The organism is Pseudarthrobacter sulfonivorans (genome assembly GCF_001484605.1).
GTDB classification, from domain to species: Bacteria; Actinomycetota; Actinomycetes; order Actinomycetales; family Micrococcaceae; genus Arthrobacter; species Arthrobacter sulfonivorans_A.
The window spans coordinates 2630178-2652008 of the sequence record NZ_CP013747.1 but is presented as its reverse complement, the minus strand read 5'-3'; the positions used below and the strand labels follow the sequence as shown (position 1 = coordinate 2652008).

Sequence of the window (21831 nt, the reverse complement as noted above, 5' to 3'; positions counted from 1 at the left end):
AGACCAGATCTCGGGCACCAGCAAGCGAACGGAGGCGGGACGACCATGACAGACGAAGCGTTCCAGCGCCCACCGGACTCCGCACCCTTCGCCCTGGTCCGCCTGCTCCAGGACTTCACGCTGGAGGCCAACCGCTACGTGGACACCGCCGGCGGCCGCAACGACATGCACCGCACGGACCTCAACGCGCTGGCGGTGATCATGCGGCACACTGCCAAGGGCCTAGTGGTCACGCCGGGCATCCTGCGCAAGGAACTCAACCTCAGCTCGCCCGCCACCACCGCCCTCATCGACCGGCTGGACAGTTCCGGGCACGTAGTCAGGGAGCGTCTCGGTCCGGACCGGCGGCAGGTCCAGCTCCGCATGACACCCAAGGCGTTCCGGGACGGCAGTGCCATGTTCATGCCGCTTTCGCGCCACATGGGCAACGCCATGGCAGACTTCTCCCCCGAAGAGCTGGAGCTCGTCAGCCGGTTTATGACCGCCATGGTGGATGCCACCGTCGCGGCCCGGCAGGAAGCGTCCGACGGCGGCCCCGCCTCCCCTACCCCGCCCAAGTAAGTAGCCGCGCGGAACGATCCGCCTGTTTTTCACTGCGGAGAGGTAGCGTTTCATTATGAGTACGCAGCAGCCTGACGACGACGATGTGTACACGCACGGCCACCACGAGTCGGTGGTCCGCGCCCACGCCTCCAGGACCGCGGAGAACTCCGCGGCTTTTGTCATTCCGCACCTCACGCCCGGGGTTTCAGTGCTCGACGTCGGCTGCGGCCCGGGGAGCATCACCTGCGATTTCGCCGGGCTGGTGTCGCCCGGAAAGGTCACTGGCCTGGACCGGTCGCCGGACATCATCGCCCAGGCCACGGCGCTTGCCGTCGAGCGCGGTGTGGCCAATGCGGAGTTCCTGGCCGGCAACATCTATGACCTCGACTTCGAGGACGAAACGTTCGACGTCGTCCATGCCCACCAAGTGCTCCAGCACCTGACGGACCCGGTGGAGGCGTTGCGCGAGATGCGCCGGGTGGCGAAGCCAGGCGGCATTGTGGCAGTGCGCGACGCCGACTTCCACGGCATGAGCTGGTACCCCGCCATCCCTGAGCTGGACGAATGGATGGACCTGTACCAGCGGATCGCACGACGCAATGGGGCCGAGCCCGACGCCGGCCGCCGACTCGTGTCCTGGGCCCAGTCCGCAGGCTTCAGCAACGTGGCACCCACCAGCAGCAACTGGCTGTATGCCACCGGGCAACAGCGGAGATGGCAGGCCCGGGTCTGGGGCGAACGCGTGCTGCATTCGGCCTTCGCGGAGCAGGCCCTTGAATACGGCTTCGCAAATCCAGCGGACCTGGCCCGCATTTCGGCAGGCTGGCACCGCTGGGGATCCACCGACGACGGCTGGTTCCTCATCCCGAACGGTGAGGTCATCGCGCGGGCGTGATTTCCACATAGGCATGACAGTGCCTATCAACCCAGCACTGGCGGCAATAGCGTCGGAATATGAGCTATTACGGAGAGAACGAATACTGGGCAGAGCCTTACACTGCCGAGGTTGACCAACTAGACTTGGTCAACATGGGACAGTACAACGTCCAAGAGGCAAAAACCCGCCTGTCTGAGCTGTTGAACCTCGTTGAAAACGGCGAGGATGTGGTCATTGCCAAGGCAGGCCGCCCAGTTGCCCGGCTGGTGAAAATCGAGCGCCCCCACAAACGCGAGCTGGGCTTCCTCGCGCCGCTCCAGATCCCGGATGAATTCTACGATCCGTGGACCGAGGACGAAATGGGTGACGTGGCAGGTAGCGGACTGTGAAACGCCTCCTCCTGGACACGCATGTCTTCCTCTGGGCCCTCGCCGAACCCAAGAAACTGTCCACCAAGGCCAGGAACGCCATCACCACGTTGGAGAACTCGGTCTATGTCTCGCCCATGACCGCATACGAGTTGTCGTACAAACACCACCAGGGCAAGCTGCCGTCAGGGGCAGCCATAGTGGCAAGCTTCGGACGGCAGGTGGCCCACCTGTACGCCTCAGAGCTGGCCATCTCCGCGCCGCATGCTTTGGCCGCCGGACAACTGGACTGGGAACATAAGGACCCCTTTGACCGGATCCTGGCTGCGCAAGCCATGGTGGAAGGACTCACGCTCGTTACTGCAGATGAGGCACTCCAGGCATTTGAGCCCGTGACCACCCTGTGGTGAGGGCGGCACTAAACTTGCCAAGTGCAATTCTCCCTTTGGCTCGCCCTCGCGGGCGCCGGCGTCCTGATCAGCTTCACGCCCGGCGCCGGTGCCATCAACACCATGAGCAACTCGCTGACGTCCGGATTCCGCCGCTCCATCTGGGGCATTCTTGGCCAGCAGGCAGCCTTGGTTGTCCACGTGGTGATTGTTGCCTTGGGAGTGGGCGTCCTGGTGGCGAGCTCCCCGGTGGCCTTCAACGTGATCCGTTACGCCGGAGCCGCCTACCTGGTCTACCTGGGCATCCGTCAGTTCCTGAGCAAACCGGTAGTGGACCAGGAACAGGCCGCCGCTCTCCGGAACGAGCCCGTCTGGTCAATGTTCCGGCGCGGCCTCTGGGTCAACCTGCTCAACCCGAAGGCCATCGTCTTCTTCCTCGCATTTATGCCACAGTTCATCCGTCCGGAACAGCCGCTCCTGCCGCAGTACCTGGTGCTCACGGCCACCGTAGTGGTGATCGACATCCTGGTCATGTGGTTCTTCTTCGCCTTTGCCGCCAAATCCTTCCAGCGGTTCACGCACAACGCCGGCGGCCAGAAGATCCTGAGCCGGATCTTCGGCGTGCTCTTTGTGGCCGTAGGCATTCTCCTCGCGCTGATCCACTAGGCCGTCCACTAATCCGCCAACGCGCAGATGTCTGACATTTTTGCCCCGCGCGTGGTCATGAAGTGGCCACCTGCCGGACATCAATGCCACGATCGATAAATGCTTGAGGCAACCAAATCCCCCACACCGACACAATCCGGCACTGATTCCGCTCCGGTACCCACCAACCCGGCGCTGGCCGCCGAGGCGAGAATCGCGCGGCTTGCCGTCACGATCTTTCCTGCACTGGTGGTCCTGGCAGGCGTCGCCGGCTTCCTTGTGCCGTCAGCGTTCCAGCCGCTGGGGCCCAGCGTCCCCTACCTGCTGGGCATCATCATGTTCTGCATGGGCCTGACCTTGACGCCGCCCGATTTTGCCTCCGTGGTGAAGCGCCCGTGGGCAGTGGTGCTGGGCATCGTGGCACACTACGTGATCATGCCCGGTGCGGGGTGGCTGATTGCCGTGGCACTCCAGCTTCCGCCGGAGCTTGCCGTAGGCCTGATCCTGGTGGGCTGCGCCCCATCCGGCACAGCCTCGAACGTGATGGCCTTCCTGGCCAAGGGGGACGTGGCCCTGTCCGTAGCCGTCGCCTCGGTATCCACCCTGATCGCACCGGTGGTTACGCCACTGCTGGTCCTGTTCCTGGCCGGATCCTTCCTGGAAATCGACGCCGGGAGCATGGTCCTGGACATCGTCAAGACGGTACTCCTGCCCGTCATCGCCGGGCTGCTGGCGCGGCTGTTCTTCAAGAACCTCATCGCCAAGCTGCTACCGGGGCTCCCCTGGGCATCCGCCGTCGTAATTTCCTTCATTGTCGCGATTGTTGTGGCGGGCAGCGCCTCCAAGATCGTGGCCGCGGGCGGCATTGTGTTCCTCGCAGTGGTCCTCCACAACGGCTTCGGCCTGGGCCTGGGCTACCTGGCGGGCAAACTGGGCCAGCTGGACGATAAAGCACGGAGAGCGCTCGCCTTCGAAGTGGGCATGCAGAACTCCGGCTTGGCCGCCACGCTGGCCACCGCGCATTTCACCCCGCTGGCTGCACTGCCGTCCGCCGTTTTCTCGCTCTGGCACAACATCTCCGGCGCGATCGTGGCAGCATGGCTGGCCCGGCGCCCGCTGCGGGACGCCTAGAAAGGCCGATCCTGGAAGGCAGACGGACGGGACGCCTGGCTGCGCGACGCCGCGCCGGACGCGCACGCCATGAACAAAGTCCGGATGCTCCGCAGCTTCGACCGATCCCTGTACGGCGGCCATGCCGATTTTGACGCCGCCTGGGAGCAGATCCGCGGCGCTGTGCCCGGCATCGTCGCGCATGTCCGCACGGTCCTCGGCCAGGCGGCGCCGCGACAGCAACTGATGCAGCAGCAGGTACGCTCTATTTCATGACCCCCGCACCTGTGATCATCGCCATTGACGGGCGATCCGGCGCAGGGAAAACCACTCTGGCCATCGAACTCGCCGCGCAGCTACGGAACCATCACAAGGTGGCTCTCTTCCACCTTGAGGACATCTACCCGGGCTGGAACGGCCTCACGGCGGGCATCGAGCGCTACGTTTCCACAGTGCTCACGCCGTTGAGCCGCGCCGAGCCCGCCACCTGGACCAGCTGGGACTGGAACAGGCATTACGACGGCGACACCCGGGTCACGCTGCCCGCCGAGATCGTGATCATTGAGGGAGTGGGGGCGGCGGCGGCGGACGCCCGGCCCCTGCTCAACGCTGTCATCTGGGCAGACTCGCCGGACGACATCCGCCGGAAGCGGGCCCTGGACCGCGACGGCGGCACGTACGAGCCGTTTTGGGACCAGTGGGCTGAGCAAGAGGAAGCCTGGCTCGCCGCCGACGACGTCCCCCACGAAGCCGATATCCGCGTCCTCAACAATGCCGACGGTTCCGCCACCGCCGACGTCATGCAGGCCCTCGCATACCTGCCCGCCCTCGGACCGGCGCTTGTTCCCGAGCTTGCCGCCCGCCGCGGCCTCAGGCTGCGCGCGGAACGGCTGGACGCCAGGCCGGACGCCGCCGTGCTCTTCGAGAACCTCTACGGCGGCTCGGCAAATGCCGTCTGGCTGGACTCCTCCAACGCAGACATCGCCGGCGCGGACATCACCAACGCAGACTCCCCCAAACCGTCCGCCGGGTCACCTCGGGAGCAGTCACCCGCCGCGCCGCTCCCGCAGCCGTCGCCCGCCACCGCGCGCAGCCGCTTCAGCATCCTGGCGGACGACGGCGGGACGTACGGCCAGGCGGTCACGCACCGGTCCGGCGAAAGCGTCATCACGGCGGGCTCCGCCACGGCGCGCGTGCCGGGACCGTTCTTCCGCTGGCTGGACACGGTCTGGGGACGCCGCGCGGTCCGCACGCCGGACGGTTACCCGGGCGACTTCACCCTGGGCTGGCTGGGCTGCCTGGGCTATGAGCTCAAGCGCGAAACCGGCGGAACGGACGTGGCGGCGCCCACTCCTGATGCGGCCCTGATCTTCGCGGGCCGGGCCGTCGTTCTGGACCATGTGGAAGGAGCGGCGTGGCTCCTTGCCCTGGAAGCGCCCGACGCCGACCGCTGGCTGACCGACGCCCGCGCCGCCGTCGCCGCCGTCGCCGCCGTCGCCGCGAGCACACCAGGCCCAGGGGACCAACGCACGCACGCCGGCGGCAGCAACGGCGTCGTCCGTCCCGTGGGGCCCGCGTTCAGTAGCCGCGACACGGAGCCGTCCTACCTGGCCAAAATCGCGGCCGCCCAGCACGAAATCCGTGAAGGGAACTCGTACGAGGTGTGCCTGACCACCACGCTCACGGCCCGGCTGCCCGCCGCCGCGGCGGCCCCCTGGCCCACGTACCTCGCGCTGCGGCGGAAGAACCCCGCGCCGTTCGCCAGCTACCTGCGGTTCGGCGGGCTGACGGTGGCCAGCACGTCGCCGGAGCGGTTCCTAAGGATAACGTCCGACGGCGGCATGCGCGCCGAACCGATCAAGGGCACCCGCCGCCGGGGTGCTGATCCGGAGCGTGACAGGCAGCTGCGGGAGGACCTGGCGACCTCGCTGAAGGACCGCGCGGAAAACGTCATGATTGTGGACCTGCTGCGGAACGACCTCAGTCACTTCGCGGAACCCGGATCGGTAACGGTCAGCAGGCTGTGCGAGATCGAAAGCTACGCCACGGTGCACCAGATGGTCAGCACCATCGACGCGCGGCTCCTGCCCGGCTCGCCGCGGGCCGAGGCGGTGGCCGCCTGTTTCCCGGCCGGCTCCATGACCGGCGCCCCGAAAATCAGCACCATGGCCATCCTGGACCGACTGGAGGAGGGCCCGCGCGGCCTGTATTCCGGCGCGATCGGCTACTTTTCCCTCAACGGGGCCACGGACCTGGCGGTGGCGATCCGCACCCTGGTAACCACGGCGGTGGCGGGGGACGGCGGCGAACAAGCGTCGACGGCGGAACTCACCCTCGGCGTCGGCGGCGCCATCACTGCCGACTCGGTACCTGACGAGGAGTACGACGAAATCCGCGTGAAGGCGCACGGTGTGCTTTCCGCGCTGGGTGCGGATTTTCCCACCGCCTGACCCCAGAGTTACTGGAGCGTGGCGGTCAGCCTGGCAACGTTATCGACATAGCGGGCAGCGAGGGGGCGCTGCAGCCAGTCCTCGAGTATGAGCTCGTTGGAAATGTCGCGGTATGTGTCTTCGACCGCGCGCATGTTGTTCACGATTTCCGCGCCGAGCAGCATCACCGAGACCTCCATGTTCAGCGAGAAGGAGCGCATGTCCATGTTGCTGGAGCCCAGGACGGCCACTTCGTCGTCGATGGTGAAGTGCTTGGCGTGGAGCACAAAGGGCGCCTTGTAGAGGTAGATCCGGACGCCGGCCTCCAGCAGCGCCTCGTAATAGGAGCGCTGGGCGTGGTGGACCAGGAACTGATCGCCCTTTTCGGAAACGAACAGCTCCACGTCCACGCCCCGCTGCGCCGCTGTGGTGATGGCGTAGAGCAGGGAGTCATCGGGCACGAAATACGGGCTGCAGATGGAGATCCGGTGCTGGGCTGAGTAGATCAGGGTGTTGAAGAGGCGCAGGTTGTTTTCGGTGATGAACCCGGGTCCGCTGGGCACCACCTGGGCCGTGACGTTGCCCGGCTCGGGGTTGTCCGGGAGCTGCAGCTGGTGTTCCAGGGACTCGTCGGTTTCGCTCAGCCAGTCCGTGGCGAACACCACGTTGAGCGTGGTGACGATCGGTCCGCGCAGGCAGGCCATCAGCTCCACCCATTCGCGGCCGGCCTTCCGGTGTTTGGGGTTGTTGTAGGAGGGCTCGATCAGGTTCTGCGAGCCCGTGAATGCGAGTTCGCCGTCGACCACCATGATTTTGCGGTGGTTCCGAAGGTCCGGGCGGCGCCATTGGCCGTGGATGGGCAGCACCGGGAGCATGCGCTTCCACTGGATCTTTCCTGCCCGCAGCCGTTTGAGCAGGTCGCGGTAACCCTTGACGCGGAGCGTGCCGATGTGGTCAAACAGCACGCGCACTTCCACGCCCCGCTCGGCGGCCTCCTCCAGGGCGGTCAGCAGGTCATCGGTGATGTGGTCCGTGCTCATGATGTAGAACTCGGCATTGACGAACGTCTTGGCTTTGCGCACGGCCTGGGTCATGGCCAGGATCGAGTCCGGGTAGCCGGGAAGGAGGTCCACGGAATTGCCGTCCACCATGGGGAGGGAGCCGAGCCGCCGGTTCAGTTCCCCGGCGGACGTCACCCATTCGGGCCCTTCGTATTCACTGACGACGTCGGCGAGCGCCGAGATACCGGACCGCACGCGGGTGTTGATGACCTCCTGCTGCTGGCGGCGGCGGCTGGAGAGCTTGAAGTTTCCGAACAGCAGGAAAAGGACCAGGCCCAGGAACGGCACAAAAAAGATGCCCAGCAGCCAGGCCATGGCCGTGGTGGGGCGCCTGTTGCCGGGGATGATGCCGATGGCCAGAACCCGGATCACCAGGTCCGCAATGCTGAGCACCACCACCACCCACGTCGGCGCGGTACCCGCAAGCGAAATTGGCCACAGCACTGGAATACCCCCGGATTGCGCGCACCCGCGGACCTGTTCCGGCGGGGCAATGACCACAGCTTAGCCGCGGCGGGCCCTACTAAGCTGGAGCCATGACTTCTCCTGCGCCCGTGGTGCTCGTGTTCCTTGACCCCGCGTTCCCGGACGGCCGGCTGGCCGACGCTTCCCAGCCGCAGCTGATGGCCACAGACCAGGGCGCCACCCGGGGCGACGGCGTGTTCGAATCCATGCTCGCCGTGAGTGGCGCCGTCCGGAAGCAACAGGCGCATCTGGACCGGCTGGCCGGATCGGCCCAGGCCCTTGATCTGGTGATCCCGGGGCAGGATTCATGGCGGGCTGCCATCGCCACGGGCGTCGCGGAGCACCGAAACCAGCATCCCGCTCCGTCGCCCGCCGAGGACGAGGTGGTGGTGAAACTCGTGGTCACCCGCGGCCCGGAAGGCGCAGAGTCCCCCACATGCTGGGTTCAGGTCTCCCCGGTGGGCGCCCTCGGCCGCCGCCAGCGCGAAACCGGGATCGATGTCATCCTCCTGGACCGCGGCTACGACAGCGACGTGGCTGAGCGTGCCCCGTGGCTGCTGCTCGGCGCCAAGACCCTGTCCTATGCCACGAACATGGCCGCCCTGCGGTACGCCCACAAACAGGGCGCCGACGACGTCATCTTCACCTCCTCCGACGGCCGGGTCCTGGAAGGCCCCACGTCCACTGTGCTGCTGGCACATCTGGAAACCTCCGACGACGGCGCCGGCGCCACCCGCACGGTGCGCCGCCTCATCACCCCGCAACTGGACAGCGGGATCCTCCCCGGGACCTCCCAGGGGGCCCTGTTCGCGGCGGCCAAGGCAGCCGGCTGGGAACTCGGCTACGGGCCGCTGGAACCGCGGGACCTGCTGGACGCCGACGCCGTGTGGCTGATTTCCAGCATCAGGCTGCTCGCGCCGGTGAACCACATTGACGGCAAGGAAGTCGGGACGCCCGCGGTGCAGAAGCAGCTGACGGCCGAACTCAACGCATTGTTTGCCGGGATCCAGTAGGTTCCGGGATTCAGCAGTTTCCCGGATCCCGTAGTTTTCCGAAGTTCAGCAGGGAGGCCTTAAGCCATGGTGGTTCGCAGTGCAGGGATCCTGCTGTTCCGGCAGGGAGCAAACGGGCTGGAAGTGTGGATAGCGCACATGGGCGGACCGTTCTGGGCCCGCAAACAAACCCAGTCCTGGTCGGTTCCCAAGGGCGAGTACCTTCCCGACGAGGATCCCCTGCTGGCCGCGCTGCGCGAGTTTGCCGAAGAAATCGGCACGCCGCCGCCAGCTGTTGCCTACTTTGAGCTGGGCGCGTTCCGGCAACCGTCGGGAAAGATCATCACGGTGTTCGCCGCGGAGTCTGACTTCCAGCCCGAACGGATTGTGAGCAACACGTTCCCGCTGGAATGGCCCAAAGGATCCGGCATCATCCAGGACTTTCCCGAGGTGGACGATGCCCGGTGGGTGACGGAATCCGAGGCCCGCAGCAAGCTGGTCAAGGGCCAGCTACCCCTCCTGGACGCCCTGCTGGAGCATGTTGGATTGCCCTAAGTCGACCTGCCCAGGCCCGGGCCTGGGGGTTGAGCGTGGCAATACCCTGTTGGACCGTCGCATAGGTCCGTATGGTTTGGTGCATGAACTCTTACGCGCAGCCGACCAACAAATTGACGTTCGACGAATGCTGGGAATTCCTTGCCGGGGACACACTGGGGCGCCTGGCCCTTGTAGTGGACGGCCATCCGGAGATCTTTCCGGTCAACTACGTCCTGGACCGCAGGAGCATCGTCTTCCGCAGCGCCGGCGGCACCAAACTGTGGGGCGCCAAGGCAGACCGTCCCGCGGCGCTGGAGATCGATGGATACGATCCCCGCACGGAGGTGGCCTGGAGTGTGGTGGTGCGCGGAGACACCGAAGTGATCGAGGCACAGGCTGACAAGGACGCCGTCGACGCCCAGCATCTTGAGCCCTGGCAGCCCGGACCCAAGGACTACTACATCCGGCTAAACCCGCTCGCACTTACTGGCCGCCGCTTCCAGGTTGCCAAACCGGACGTTTGGAACACCCGGTTGTCGGACCGCCGTCGTGCTTCCTTCGAGTAGCGCGGGAGAGCTTATGGACAGCGAAGCCCCCGCTCCGCTCGTCCCGGGGGTCCGGATCCGGCTGCTGCGGCGGAGCGATGCGGCCGGCCTGAGTAAGGCCTACCTCCGGAACCGCCAGCACCTCGCTGCGTGGGAACCGGAGCGGGACGAAGCCTTTTTCACGCCCAGGCATCAGCTGGACATCATCCGGGCCAAGCTCGCCCAGCATTCCGTGGGCCAGGAAGTTCCGTGGGTGCTAGTGAACCGCGACGATCCCGCGTACATCGTCGGTGCCGTCACCCTTACTGGCATCGTCCGTGGGCCGTTCCTCAACGCCAACCTCGGGTACTGGGTTGATTCCAGCCTCAACCGGCGGGGCATCGGAGCTGCCGCGGTCCGCTTCGCCACGGACAATGCCCGGACAGAACTGGGCCTCCACCGGGTCCAGGCGGCAACGCTGCTCCATAATGAGCCCTCACGCAAGATCCTCAAACGCGCCGGGTTTCGGGAAATCGGCGTGGCGCCGCAGTACCTGAAGATCGCCGGCCGCTGGCAGGACCACCTGCTCCACCAACTGCTCCTCCACGGCTGACGCGATCGCGGCCGAATCCACAGCGCCTGCGCCACCTCACCGGCCCTCACGGTTCGCCTAAGCTGGCCCCAAGCACTCTTGAATCCGCAACCGAAAGGCAGACCATGAGCAATGACGCTCACATCCCCGTCATCCTGGGCGGCGCACGGACCCCCTTCGGCAAGTTCCGCGGCAGCCTCTCCGGGCTCACCTCCAGCGAACTCGGTGCCCACGCCATCCGGAACGCACTGGAACGGTCCGGGGTGGCGCCGGAACAGATCCAGGCCGTCATCGTGGGCCAGGTTATCCAGGCGGGCGCTGGCCAGGGACCCGCCAGGCAGGCCAGCCTCGCCGCCGGCATCGGTTGGGATGTGCCCACCGTGACCATCAACAAACTGTGCTTGTCCGGCCTGACTGCCGTAATTGATGCCGCCCGGATGATCCGCGCCGGCGAGGCTGATTTCATTGTGGCGGCGGGCCAGGAATCCATGACCAACGCCCCGCACCTGCTGCCCCGGCTTCGCGGCGGCGTGGCCATCGGCGATGCGCCGCTGCTGGATTCGCTGAACTTTGACGGCCTGCAGGACCCCGTCTCAGGTGAACTGATGGGGTCCGCCACGGACGCGGGGAACGCCCGCCTGGGCATCAGCCGCGAGGACCAGGACGCCGTCGCCGCCCTTTCGCACCAGCGGGCGGAGGCCGCCCGGGCGGCCGGCATCCTGGCTGAGGAGATCGCTCCGGTGGAGGTCCCGCAGCGCCGGGGACCCGCCGTCGTGATTGATGCCGACGAAGGCATCCGCGCCGGCACCACCATCGAGACGCTGGCGGCACTGAAGCCCGCCTTCTCCAAGGATCCGGCGGCCACCATCACCGCCGGTTCTGCCTCCCCGCTGTCGGACGGCGCCGCCGCCGTGGTAGTGGCCAGCAAGGCAGCTGCGGAAGCGGCCGGCCTCAGCTGGATCGCGGAAATTGGCAGCCACGGCCAGACCGCCGGACCGGACGGATCCCTGCATTCCCAGCCGTCCCGCGCCATTGAGCGAGCCCTGAAACTCGAAGGGCTGACCATTGACGACGTGGACCTCATTGAGATCAACGAAGCCTTCGCCTCGGTGGTGCTGCAGTCCGCCACGGACCTGGGGATCGACGCGGACAGGATCAACGCCGACGGCGGCGCCATCGCCCTGGGCCACCCGGTGGGCGCCTCGGGGGCCCGTCTGGTCCTGCATCAGGCACTCGCGCTGAACCGGCGCGGCGGCGGGACAGGCGTGGTTGCCTTGTGCGGCGGCGGCGGCCAGGGCGACGCCCTGATCCTCAAAGCCTGACGGCAGGTTCAGGCTCCGGGTCCAAGGATCACCAGCGGCACCAGGCGTTCCGCGCACGAAACCCGGACCAGTTCCGGCGGCCCCTGGGCCGCCCGGTTGTTCACCCCTGTGTCGTCGCACCAGTCCAGGTTGTACGGGTAAGCGGTGACCCCGGCCTTCCCGGGAGCCACGCCAGCCGGGACGGTGAACACGAAAGTGAAGCCGCCGTCGTCGGACATGGGAGCGAGCTCTTTCAGCACCGCGGTACCGGTCGCATCCTTGACCGTCACCTGGACCTGCGCATCGGTGCCGTAGCGGGCATCGCAGGTGGTATCCGGGGCGCTGACGGTGACCTGGTCGCCGGGTTTCGCGGCGGCAGGCGCGACGGAAAACTCCGGCGGCATGCAGGGCGGCGGCGCGAAAATGCTCCGGCAGCTTGTCACCCCCGCCAGCACCGGCACGGCGCACAACGTCACAGCCAAAACGCGTGCCCAGGCGCCCGTCAATGAACGCCCCCGAAAGTTCCCCATGACCCGATTGTCCCGTCGGCGCCGGCGTTACGGAAGCACGGCGGGATCACGGAAAAACGCGTTGGTTACGGAACATGACGACGACGGCAGTGCGGCCGGGCGGGCCGGATGTTACGTTTTTGGGGAGTAATGAGAACCGGCGCCAAGCCCTGACTGGCCGGTCGGCAACCCTCCCTTTCGCGGCGGGGTGCCTCAGGTGAATACTCGGCATATCGACCCATTCGAGCTGCAAGCGTGAAAGAAGGAGTTCCGTCGTGTCTGAAGCACCCGCCCCTGAAGAGAAACTGTCGTATCGGCTTGTCACCGGGCCGGATGACAGGTCTTTCTGTGAACGGATTTCCACTGCCCTGGCCGAAGGGTATGTCCTGCACGGCAGCCCGGCCGCGACGTCCAACGGCGGCGTTGTGATTGTTGCGCAGGCACTCATCCTCCCGTCGGCCATCGCCACCGCTGACGCCGCCGTCGCCTCCGCCGTGGATGACCTCGATTTCGACGGCGAGGGCCACGCATGAGCTACGCCGGAGACCTCACCCCGCAGCAGGCCTGGGCCAAACTCGAACAGGGCGCCATCCTGGTGGATGTCCGGACAGAAGGCGAATGGGCCCACATCGGCATCCCGGACACGAAGGCCACTGACAACGATCCCCTGTTCATCCCGTGGACGTTCCCGGGCGGCATCCCGAACCCGGATTTCATCACCGACCTGACGCAGCAGGCCCCGGAGGACGACGGCGCGGAGCTGGTCTTCCTCTGCCGCTCGGGCCAGCGCTCCATCGCCGCCGCCATCGCCGCGACGCAGGCCGGCTTCACCTCCTACAACGTCCTGGAGGGTTTCGAAGGCGAGCCGGACCGCTACGGCGAGCGCACCGTCAACGGCTGGAAGAACCGCGGCCTGCCCACAAATCTGGGAATAGCCAAGTGACCTTCAACCCAGACGCCGCCGGCTGGAGTGCCGAGACGCAGGCGGTCCGCGGCGGGCTGGACCGCACCAACTTCCAGGAGACCACCGAGCCGGTCTTCCTGAACTCGGGTTTCGTCTACGAGTCCGCTGCCGCCGCCGAGCGCGCCTTCACCGGCGAGGACGAACGCTTCGTCTACTCCCGGTACGGCAACCCGTCCGTGGCCACCTTCCAGGAACGCCTCCGCCTGCTCGAAGGCACCGAAGCGTGCTTTGCGACGGCGTCGGGCATGTCAGCGGTGTTCACGGCCCTGGGTGCCCTGTTGGCGGCCGGGGACCGGGTGGTTGCCGCGCGCTCACTGTTCGGCTCCTGCTTTGTGATCCTGAACGAAATCCTGCCGCGCTGGGGCGTGGAAACCGTGTTTGTTGACGGCCCGGACCTCGAGCAATGGGCTGCTGCACTGTCGGAGCCCACGACCGCAGTGTTCTTCGAATCCCCGTCCAACCCGATGCAGGAAATCGTGGACATCGCCGCGGTCAGCGAGCTGGCGCACGCCGCCGGGGCCACCGTCGTCGTCGACAATGTCTTTGCCACTCCCCTGCTGCAGCGCTGCGGCCAGCTGGGCGCGGACGTGATTGTGTACTCCGGCACGAAGCACATCGACGGCCAGGGACGCGTCCTGGGCGGCGCCATCCTGGGCACCAAGGAATTCATCGACGGCCCGGTCAAGCAGCTGATGCGGCACACCGGCCCGGCCCTCTCCGCGTTCAACGCCTGGGTGCTCACCAAGGGCCTGGAGACCATGGCGCTGCGCGTGAACCACTCTTCCGCGTCCGCGCTGCGGCTGGCCGAATGGCTCGAACAGCAGCCGGCCGTCAGCTGGGTCAGGTACCCGCTGCTGAAGTCACACCCGCAGTACGAGCTCGCCGCCAAGCAGATGAAGGCCGGCGGCACCGTCCTCACGTTGGAACTTGCGACGACGGGTGGCCGCTCGGGCAAGGAAGCCGCCTTTGCGCTGCTCGACGCCCTGCGGATCATCGACATCTCCAACAACCTGGGCGACGCGAAGTCCCTCATCACCCATCCGGCCACCACCACGCACCGCGCCATGGGTCCCGAGGGCCGCGCAGCCATCGGGCTCAGCGACGGTGTGGTGCGGCTGTCCGTGGGCCTGGAGGACGTGGACGACCTCATCGGCGACCTGGAGCAGGCACTCAAGCACATCTAGTTCTGATTGGCCTGGTTCTGATTGGCGCGAAGGGACAGTTGAGGCCCTGTTTCTTGCGTCTTTCGGGGCCTCAACTGTCCCTTCGCGCCGGGAGGTGGTGACGTATGGATGCACCCACGGACTGGGCCCGGCTGCTGTCCAACATCCCGCTGCCCGAGCAGAACCTGGCGGGAATCGCCGTCGGCGTGGTCCTTCAGCGTTTGATGCCGCTCCGGCTCGGCGGGCCACACTTTCTGGGACGGAGCATCGGCGCTGCATCGTTGGCGGCGGGTGGCGCAATCGTTAGCTGGGCGTGGATTGCGGCCCGGAACACCCGGTTGGCCCGGCCCGATGCGTTGGTGACCGGCGGGCCCTATTCGCTCTCGCGGAACCCGATGTACGTGGGCTGGGCCCTGGCGAACCTCGGAATTGGGCTGCTGCGCGATGATGCCTGGATGGTGGCGGCCCTCCCGGTGGCTTCCGGCGCAGTCCACGCGGGGTGCTTCGAGAGGAGGCGATCCTGGCAGCGTCATTCCCGGCAGAGTTCAGCCAGTACCGCTTGTCCGTTCCCCGGTACGTGCCTCGTCTTCGCCTTGGATCGCGAGCCGGACGGCCACTTCATCCCCGTCGCTGATGCCCGCCGCGTCCCGGACGGCCTTCTTGACGGGCAACAGGTAGGAGCCGCTCTTGCTGTCTGGAAAGACCGAGGTACGCCAGGTGCAGCCGGAGATTTCCGCCGTGACTCTGACCGAGCCGAAGCCCTTCCGGAACACCGCTGCCTCTTCCCGGAGGTCGTCGGCGACCTCCACCGGGAGGGTAAGGAAGTGCCAGCCGGATTCGTCGGGATAGCGCCACAGTTCGGCCCGGAATGAGTACGACGACGTCACGGCCTGAGTATGGCATGCCGCGTTGCCGGACGCATCCCCTGTCCGGGCCGGGCCAGGCGAATGGCGCGTAAGGCAAACGGCGGCTCAGGCGCCTGGCTGGCGCAGTTCCCGGGAGGCCGTCTCCCGGACGGCGGCGGTCAGCTGGTTGAGCACCGGGGAGTCGATCTTCCAGCGCTGCCAGTACAAGGACACGTCAACGGGGCTCGCGGAGGCCAGCTCCACGAGGGCGCCGCTGCGGAGGTCTGCCAGGCACTGTTGCTCCGGTAGGAGCCCCCATCCCAGTCCCAGCCGGATGGCCTGGGCGAACTCGGCCGACGACGGCACATAGTGCCGCGGCGCGGTCAGTTCCGCGCCGGTCATCGTGCGGAAGAACCCGTCCTGCAGGTCATCCTTGCGGTCAAAGTCCACCACCGGTGCCTGGCTCCCTGCAACAAGTTCCGGCCCGTCGGGCCACCAGTGCCGGAGGTAGCCGGGACTTGCCACCGCACGGTACCGCAGGGAACCCAGCGGTTCCACGCTGCAGCCCTGGACCGGTTCCGGCGTTGCGGTTACTGCGGCCATCACCGATCCGGTCCGCAGAAGCTGGGTGGAATGCTGTTCGTCCTCCCTGCGCAGTTCGAAGCACGCGCCGAGATCCGCCGGAAGACCTGCCAGGGCAGGCATGAACCAAGTGGAGAGTGAGTCCGCGTTCACCACCAAGGGGATGGGCGCCGTCGGCCGGTGCCGGCTCTCGCCGAGCTCCTGCTGGGCGTCCCATTCGAGCTGTCGGACCTGCCTGGCAAACCGCAGGATGGCTTCCCCGGCTGGTGTGGGCCGGGCGGGATTGGTGCGCTGCAACAGGATCTGGCCGGCCGCGTCCTCCATGGCCTTGAGCCGCTGGGAAATGGCCGACGGCGTGACGTACAGGCTGCGGGCCGCCGCCTCGAGCGTCCCCTCATCCACGACGGCCGCGAAGGTACGGAGCTGCTCGAACTGGAACATCTTCATTAGCTTTCCTTAATAGAGCTAAGAATATTTAGCTGGAGTAATCATACGTCCGGCCGTACGTTGGAGGATATGGAACTGACTGCATTTATCGGCCCCACCGCGCTCGGCTTCGGCACGGGCCTCGCCCTCATCGTGGCCATCGGCAGCCAGAACGCCTTTGTCCTCCGGCAGGGCATCCGCGGCGAGCATGTGGCCGCCGTCGTCCTGGTCTGCAGCGTCTCCGATGCGCTGCTCATCGCAGCGGGCATCGCCGGAGTGGGGGCGCTGCTCCAGTCGAGTCCCGTGATCGTAGACGTGGTCAGGTTTGCCGGCGCCGCCTTCCTGGTGGGCTACGGCGTCATGGCGGCGCGCCGGGCGATTCGTCCTGGAGCACTAACGGCGTCGGGGCGGCAGCCCGCCGTCGGCCTCGGCGCCGCCCTCAGCACGGTACTGGCCCTGACGTGGCTCAACCCGCATGTCTACCTGGACACCGTGCTGCTGCTCGGATCGGTGGCCAACCAGCAGGCACAGGATTTGCGCTGGTGGTTCGGGGGCGGAGCCATTGCCGCCAGCATCGCCTGGTTCAGTGCGCTGGGATTCGGGGCCAGGGTTCTCCGGCCGTTCTTCGCGCGGCCCGCCTCGTGGCGCATCCTGGACGGACTCGTCGCTGCGGTCATGCTCACGCTGGGTGTGCGCCTGGCAGTCGGTGCGTGACGTCGTCGTTTCTTGGCGCGAACGGACACTTGGGGCCCCTCACACAGCGAAGAACAGGGCATTATCTGCCCGTTCGAACCCTGTCGTTGACCTCGGCGGCAGTGCGGCGTAGCTTCATGGTCACCACCGCGATGTTGCCGGGCCAACGCATCCGCCGAACCGAAAGCCAGCCATGAACGGAAACCAGCCAATGCAGGGCAGCAAGCCTTATCAAAAGGCCGGAGCAGTCATCGTCGCGGCGGGCGCTTGCTGGGGGCTCGGAATCTCCTTCGTGGGGAATGTGCACGCCACCCGTGACCCGGCCGCGAGGCTGGCCATGCTGGAGCGCCACCGAGGTCTTTGGGTTGCCGGACAATTCCTGGCAGCCGCCGGGACAATGGCCGTTCCCGTCGGATTTGCCCGGTTCGCCCAATCCATCCGCTCCGGCCCCGGCCCCGCCAAGACGCTGGCCGCCGGCGCGGCAGCTGCCCTGATGGCAGGCGCACCCCTGTTCGTGGTGGCCCTCGCGGACCGCGCCTCGGACCTGGAGAGGTTCGCGTATCGGCGGGGTTCCAACTGGCCGTTCCTTACATATTCAGGGCTGCATATCGGCGGGCTCGCGGCCCTGGGGGCGGGGCTGCTGCTCTTACCGCTGAAACCCTGGACTGGCATCACGGCGGCCGCCAGCGCTCCCGTCTTTGCTGCAATCCTGGCTGGCACGAAGGATATTCCGCCGTTCGCTTTCTACCTGGTGGAGACCGCGGTGGGTGTCCAGCTGATGCGCTACGAGGAACCCATGGCTCCCTCCGAAGACCACACGGACGCACTCCCCAGGCGTTGACGCTGGAGCTGGCGCGAACGGGCAGATAATGACCCCAAAACACGGGCAAACAGGGCCATATCTGCCCGTTCGCGCAAAGCCTCAGGGGGAACTCAGGACAGGCGCACCCGCAGCAGTTCCGGGACTTCGTCCGCCTCACGCAACCCGGAGGTGCCGCGCATCGTGACACGCACGGCGTGGGCAACCACGGCCCCCAGCCCGCCGTCGTCGGGCGCCGATGCTTCCATCACCGCGTCCCGCACCCTGCGCTGTTCGGTGGAGCCGGTGCCGCGGGCAATGATGTCCTCGACGCCCTGCCGGGCCAGGGAAAGTTCGTCCTGCTCGGCGAGGACCGGAGCCAGATAGTCCACCAAGGATCGCACCACGTCGACGGCCGGCGCCGGCCTGAACGTGCCAAAATCCAGCAACTCACCGTTCAGGCCACTGCTGCTCGCCTGCCATGCCGCCATCCGCAGCAGCACCGTGGGCACCGGGGCCGGCTCCACGCCGTCGCGCCATTCACGGCTGGCCGATTCGACCAAGGCCCGCACCAGCACCGCGATCAGGGCAGCGTCCTCGGCGCGGAGGCAGACGTCGGCCACCCGGACCTCAACCGTGGGGTGGTTCCGGGACAGTCGGGCGTCAAAGTAGACCATGCCTTCATCCAGCAGCACGCCACTGTCCAGCAGACGCGTGACCACCCTCCGATATGCGGAGTACGTGCTGAAAATGGCCGAAGGGCCGGACATAGGCCAGCGGTTCCAGGCCTGGGTTCGGTAGCTCTCGAATCCTGTGGGCATCCCGTTCCAGAACGGCGAATTTGCGCTCAATGCCGTGAGCACTGCCAGCTTGTCCCGGATCCTGTCCAGCACGGCCACGCCCTCGTCGTTGGATTCGATGAACGTGTGGACGTGGAAGCCGCAGGTCAGCTGCTCCTGCGCGGTCAGGCCGAAGCGTTCCAGCATTCGGGCATAGCGGGCGTCCGGAGTGGTGTGGCTCGCAAGGCCAAACGGAGAAGTGGCCAGCGCGGCGACCCTTGCACCGTTCTTGGTGGCCGCCTGGTCCGCCAGCAGCCGGCCGGCCCGGATCTGCTGCAGCAGTTCTGCGTACTCCAGGCAGGGACGGGTCTGGGTCTCGATCTGCTCAAGCTTCAGCTCGGCAGTCAGGCCAGTCCAGTCGTCGTGCGCGGTTTTTTCCTTGGCTGCCAGCGAATAGGGGCGTTCCGGGGCGTCGTCGGCTGCCATCCGGCGGCCAGACAACATCGCATCCGCGAGGGCAAGCGGCTCCCCCGTGTCCGGATCTACGATCAGGAGCTCTTCCTCGACGCCGAATGTACGCATGGTTATATTGTGCTGCACCGGGCCGGCACGCGGCAGCCCGCGGGGTCGGCGGATTCTGCGAGCGCTAGTCCTGGAAGTACTCCACCTTGGCGCCGATGGTGTTGAGCCGCTCGGCCAGGTCTTCGTAGCCGCGCTCGATCACGTAGATATTCCGCAGCTCCGAAACACCCCGCGCCGCAAGCATGGCCAGCAGCAGGCAGGCGGCGGGGCGAAGTGCCGGCGGGCAGCCAACCTCGGCGGCCCGCCACTTCGTGGGGCCGTTGACGTAGATCCGGTGCGGGTCCAGCAGCTGCACCTGGGCGCCGAGCCGGTTGAGTTCCGTGAGGTAGATGGCCCGGTTCTCATAGACCCAGTCGTGGATCATGGTCTGGCCGTGGGCGTTGGCGGCGATGACCGCGAAGAAGGGCAGGTTGTCGATGTTCAGGCCGGGGAACGGCATCGGGTGGATTTTGTCCTCGGGCGCCCGCAGCTCGGACGGTTTGGTGGTCACATCCACCAGCCGGGTGCGGCCGTTGCGCGCCACGTACTCGCCGGAAATCTCCAGCTGCTGGCCCATCTGCTCCAGCGTGGCCAGCTCGATCTCCATGAATTCGATGGGGACGCGGCGGATGGTCACCTCTGAGTTGGTGACGATCCCGGCGGTGATGAGGCTCATGGCCTCAATGGGGTCCTCGGACGGAAAATACTCAATGTCGACGTCGATGAGCGGCTGCCCGGTGATCTTCAGCGTGGTGGTGCCCACGCCGTCGATCTTCACGCCCAGCATCTCGAGGTAGAAGCAGAGGTCCTGGACCATGTAGTTGGGGCTGGCGTTGCGGATGACGGTGGTGCCGCGGCGGTGCGCCGCTGCCATGATGGCGTTCTCGGTGACGGTGTCCCCGCGTTCGGTCAGCACAAAGGACCGGTCGTGAGTGTCCGGCGGCGGAGCCTGCACGGCGTAGAAACCGGCAGTGGCCTCCACGGAGAGCCCGAACTGGCGCAACGCCTGCATGTGCGGCTCCACGGTGCGGGTGCCCAGATCGCAACCTCCGGCATACGGCAGGCGGTACTCCGCGGATTCGTCCAGGAGCGGGCCCAGGAGCATGATCACGCTGCGCGTGCGGCGCGCCGCGTCCACATCCATGGCCCCAAGGTCCAGGACGGCGGGGCGGCGGAGCTGGAGGTCGGTGTCGTTGAGCCAGGTGCATTCGACGCCGATGCTGGTCAGGACCTCCACGATCCGGTTGACCTCTTCGATCCGGGCGAGGCGGCGCAGGACGGTGGTTCCGCGGTTGATCAGGCTGGCGCACAGCAGCGCCACACCGGCGTTTTTGCTGCTGTTGACATCCACTGCCCCGGACAGGGTGCGGCCGCCTTCAATCCGCAAGTGCGTCATCTGCGGTTTGCCCACTTTGACGATGCTGCGGTCGAAGATCGTTTCGAGCCGCTGGATCATCTTCAGGCTGAGGTTCTGCTTGCCCTGTTCCATCCGGGCGACGGCGCTTTGGCTGGTTCCCAGCGCCGCGGCGAGCTGGCCCTGGGTCCAGCCCTTCTCGGTCCGGGCGTCCTTGAGCGTGGCGGCGATGTGCTCGGCAGTTTCCTGAGTCATAACAAAAAAATATCACAGATGAGCTATTCGATGGGATATGAACCGGAGTGTCGACTGAATTCCCAGCAAATACCCGACTCATGAGATAGCTGCTCATTGATGGTTGCCCTTGACCCCGTACCCGCCCGGCGGGAGACTGAAACATCGGGTTCACCCGAAAAGCGGAAAAATGCCATGCAGGAGGCCTGCCATGTATGGGAATGCGGCTACAGCATCCCGTGCTTTAGCGTGTGCCATCTTGTGTCTGCTCATGGCCCTTTGCGGGATTATCGTGGCGCCGGTGTCCGTGGCCGCCCCTTCACCCGGCGAGGGCGCCGAGTTGGCATTGGGTAACGATGTCTCGTGGCCTCAATGCAACAAGGCCCTTCCCGCCGCGTCAGCTTTCGGGATCGTGGGCGTCAACAATGGCCTGGCCAACACCACTAACCCCTGCCTCGCCGAACTGCTCCGCTGGGCCGAAGCCATCACGGTGAACCCGACCGATCAGCCGTCCGTCGCACTTTACGTCAACACCGCCAACCCGGAGCTCACTGGCTCCTGGTGGCCCACCAGTAACAGCTACCCGGAATCCCAGGCCGCATCCAACCCCTACGGCACCTGCGAGGACAAGGACGTTGGCACTGCGTGCGCCTATATGTACGGCTACGCCAAAGCGTACGACGACGCCTACATCCGTGGCATCAGCAGCCCCTCGGACTACCTGTGGTGGCTCGATGTTGAAACCGGCAACAGCTGGTCCCCCGACAAGAATGCCAACCGTGCTGTCCTGGAAGGTATGACCGACTTCTTTCACAGCATCGGCGCCGACGTCGGCATCTACTCCTCGGCCTATCAATGGGGACAGATCGTGGGCACCGTCAGCACCTCCAGCAGCCTTTATGCCCTGCCCAGCTGGCTGGCAGGCGCCCGCACGGCCTTCGGAGCCACGGCCAACTGCTCGAATGCGCCGCTAACACCCGGCGGCACAGTCATCCTGACCCAGTTCGTCTCCAGGGGCTTCGACTACGACCACTCGTGCATTTAGCAAGCACAGCGCGGCGTAGCCAGAATCCAGAAGCATGGCCCGCC

General features: G+C 66.4%; 25 protein-coding genes, 1 pseudogene and 1 riboswitch. Of the genes and pseudogenes, 20 read left to right on the top strand and 6 right to left on the bottom strand.

The genetic code is table 11. The features are described from left to right. Positions 1-45 precede the first annotated feature (45 nt). The 8 genes from AU252_RS11850 (at position 46) to AU252_RS11815 (ending at position 6382) form a co-directional block, all read left to right on the top strand. A complete protein-coding gene (locus tag AU252_RS11850) occupies positions 46-561 on the top strand; it encodes a MarR family winged helix-turn-helix transcriptional regulator (RefSeq protein ID WP_058930885.1) in 516 nt (171 codons plus the stop codon). A gap of 55 nt (positions 562-616) precedes the next feature. Next, positions 617-1438, top strand: a complete 822-nt coding sequence (locus AU252_RS11845) for a methyltransferase domain-containing protein (protein WP_058930884.1) — start codon at positions 617-619, stop codon at positions 1436-1438. Positions 1439-1497: 59 nt separating this feature from the next. Beyond that, a complete protein-coding gene (locus AU252_RS11840; protein WP_346425547.1) occupies positions 1498-1809 on the top strand; it encodes a type II toxin-antitoxin system Phd/YefM family antitoxin in 312 nt (103 codons plus the stop codon). Beyond that, on the top strand, positions 1806-2198 hold the full coding sequence (locus AU252_RS11835) for a type II toxin-antitoxin system VapC family toxin (RefSeq protein WP_058930883.1): 393 nt from the start codon (positions 1806-1808) through the stop codon (positions 2196-2198). Before AU252_RS11840 ends, AU252_RS11835 begins: the two co-directional genes overlap by 4 nt. A 21-nt stretch (positions 2199-2219) precedes the next feature. Continuing rightward, positions 2220-2843, top strand: coding sequence for a LysE family transporter (locus AU252_RS11830; protein ID WP_058930882.1), 624 nt, complete (start codon positions 2220-2222; stop codon positions 2841-2843). A gap of 99 nt (positions 2844-2942) precedes the next feature. Continuing rightward, complete coding sequence (locus AU252_RS11825; RefSeq protein ID WP_058930881.1) at positions 2943-3953, top strand: bile acid:sodium symporter family protein; 1011 nt, start codon at positions 2943-2945, stop codon at positions 3951-3953. A 69-nt stretch (positions 3954-4022) separates the two neighbouring features. Beyond that, positions 4023-4208: a hypothetical protein gene (locus tag AU252_RS11820; RefSeq protein ID WP_058930880.1), complete on the top strand. Its 186-nt coding sequence runs from the start codon at positions 4023-4025 to the stop codon at positions 4206-4208. Continuing rightward, positions 4205-6382 (top strand): chorismate-binding protein, encoded by a 2178-nt coding sequence (locus tag AU252_RS11815; protein WP_058930879.1) that lies wholly within the window; start codon positions 4205-4207, stop codon positions 6380-6382. Before AU252_RS11820 ends, AU252_RS11815 begins: the two co-directional genes overlap by 4 nt. 8 nt (positions 6383-6390) lie before the next feature. Here AU252_RS11815 and cls read toward each other — a convergent pair whose 3' ends face one another. Beyond that, positions 6391-7863: a cardiolipin synthase gene (gene cls / locus AU252_RS11810; protein WP_058932899.1), complete on the bottom strand. Its 1473-nt coding sequence runs from the start codon at positions 7861-7863 to the stop codon at positions 6391-6393. Positions 7864-7958: 95 nt separating this feature from the next. On the opposite strand from cls, the gene AU252_RS11805 reads away from it, so the two are divergent. From AU252_RS11805 to AU252_RS11785, 5 genes are all read left to right on the top strand, one after another. Further along, entirely contained in the window at positions 7959-8900 is a 942-nt protein-coding gene (locus AU252_RS11805; RefSeq protein WP_058930878.1) for an aminodeoxychorismate lyase, read from the top strand. A 66-nt stretch (positions 8901-8966) separates the two neighbouring features. Continuing rightward, entirely contained in the window at positions 8967-9434 is a 468-nt protein-coding gene (locus tag AU252_RS11800) for an NUDIX domain-containing protein (RefSeq protein WP_058930877.1), read from the top strand. Positions 9435-9517: 83 nt separating this feature from the next. After that, positions 9518-9982, top strand: coding sequence for a pyridoxamine 5'-phosphate oxidase family protein (locus AU252_RS11795; protein WP_058930876.1), 465 nt, complete (start codon positions 9518-9520; stop codon positions 9980-9982). 13 nt (positions 9983-9995) lie between these two features. Then, positions 9996-10553 (top strand): GNAT family N-acetyltransferase, encoded by a 558-nt coding sequence (locus AU252_RS11790; protein WP_058930875.1) that lies wholly within the window; start codon positions 9996-9998, stop codon positions 10551-10553. 104 nt (positions 10554-10657) lie between these two features. Continuing rightward, on the top strand, positions 10658-11854 hold the full coding sequence (locus AU252_RS11785) for an acetyl-CoA C-acetyltransferase (protein WP_058930874.1): 1197 nt from the start codon (positions 10658-10660) through the stop codon (positions 11852-11854). Between the two features lie 8 nt (positions 11855-11862). Here AU252_RS11785 and AU252_RS11780 read toward each other — a convergent pair whose 3' ends face one another. After that, positions 11863-12363: a hypothetical protein gene (locus AU252_RS11780; protein WP_240484159.1), complete on the bottom strand. Its 501-nt coding sequence runs from the start codon at positions 12361-12363 to the stop codon at positions 11863-11865. Positions 12364-12488: 125 nt separating this feature from the next. Beyond that, positions 12489-12604: riboswitch (SAM riboswitch) on the top strand. A 13-nt stretch (positions 12605-12617) separates the two neighbouring features. On the opposite strand from AU252_RS11780, the gene AU252_RS11770 reads away from it, so the two are divergent. The 4 genes and pseudogenes from AU252_RS11770 to AU252_RS24790 form a co-directional block, all read left to right on the top strand. Further along, entirely contained in the window at positions 12618-12875 is a 258-nt protein-coding gene (locus tag AU252_RS11770; protein ID WP_058930871.1) for a DUF1737 domain-containing protein, read from the top strand. Further along, a complete protein-coding gene (locus AU252_RS11765; RefSeq protein ID WP_058930870.1) occupies positions 12872-13285 on the top strand; it encodes a rhodanese-like domain-containing protein in 414 nt (137 codons plus the stop codon). The genes AU252_RS11770 and AU252_RS11765 overlap by 4 nt, the downstream gene beginning before the upstream one ends. Further along, the gene (locus AU252_RS11760; RefSeq protein WP_058930869.1) at positions 13282-14490 is read left to right on the top strand and encodes an O-succinylhomoserine sulfhydrylase; all 1209 of its coding nucleotides are present in this window, start codon (positions 13282-13284) and stop codon (positions 14488-14490) included. The genes AU252_RS11765 and AU252_RS11760 overlap by 4 nt, the downstream gene beginning before the upstream one ends. Before the next feature lie 104 nt (positions 14491-14594). After that, positions 14595-14966 (top strand): annotated as a pseudogene (locus AU252_RS24790) (methyltransferase family protein); the annotation flags it as partial. Between the two features lie 48 nt (positions 14967-15014). Here the strand turns inward: AU252_RS24790 and AU252_RS24155 are convergent. Next, positions 15015-15278 carry a DUF1905 domain-containing protein gene (locus AU252_RS24155; protein ID WP_240484399.1) on the bottom strand — a complete coding sequence of 88 codons (264 nt, stop codon included), beginning with the start codon at positions 15276-15278 and terminating at the stop codon, positions 15015-15017. Between the two features lie 162 nt (positions 15279-15440). Next, positions 15441-16343, bottom strand: a complete 903-nt coding sequence (locus tag AU252_RS11750) for a LysR family transcriptional regulator ArgP (protein ID WP_058930867.1) — start codon at positions 16341-16343, stop codon at positions 15441-15443. A 69-nt stretch (positions 16344-16412) separates the two neighbouring features. On the opposite strand from AU252_RS11750, the gene AU252_RS11745 reads away from it, so the two are divergent. Further along, positions 16413-17036, top strand: coding sequence for a LysE/ArgO family amino acid transporter (locus tag AU252_RS11745; RefSeq protein WP_058930866.1), 624 nt, complete (start codon positions 16413-16415; stop codon positions 17034-17036). Positions 17037-17208: 172 nt separating this feature from the next. Beyond that, positions 17209-17856 (top strand): hypothetical protein, encoded by a 648-nt coding sequence (locus tag AU252_RS11740; protein WP_240484158.1) that lies wholly within the window; start codon positions 17209-17211, stop codon positions 17854-17856. A 92-nt stretch (positions 17857-17948) separates the two neighbouring features. Here the strand turns inward: AU252_RS11740 and AU252_RS11735 are convergent, their stop codons facing one another. Beyond that, positions 17949-19175 (bottom strand): glutamate--cysteine ligase 2, encoded by a 1227-nt coding sequence (locus tag AU252_RS11735; protein WP_058932898.1) that lies wholly within the window; start codon positions 19173-19175, stop codon positions 17949-17951. Positions 19176-19239: 64 nt separating this feature from the next. Beyond that, positions 19240-20763 (bottom strand): UDP-N-acetylglucosamine 1-carboxyvinyltransferase, encoded by a 1524-nt coding sequence (locus AU252_RS11730; protein WP_058930864.1) that lies wholly within the window; start codon positions 20761-20763, stop codon positions 19240-19242. Between the two features lie 238 nt (positions 20764-21001). On the opposite strand from AU252_RS11730, the gene AU252_RS11725 reads away from it, so the two are divergent. Then, on the top strand, positions 21002-21787 hold the full coding sequence (locus AU252_RS11725; protein WP_240484157.1) for a hypothetical protein: 786 nt from the start codon (positions 21002-21004) through the stop codon (positions 21785-21787). Positions 21788-21831 lie beyond the last annotated feature (44 nt).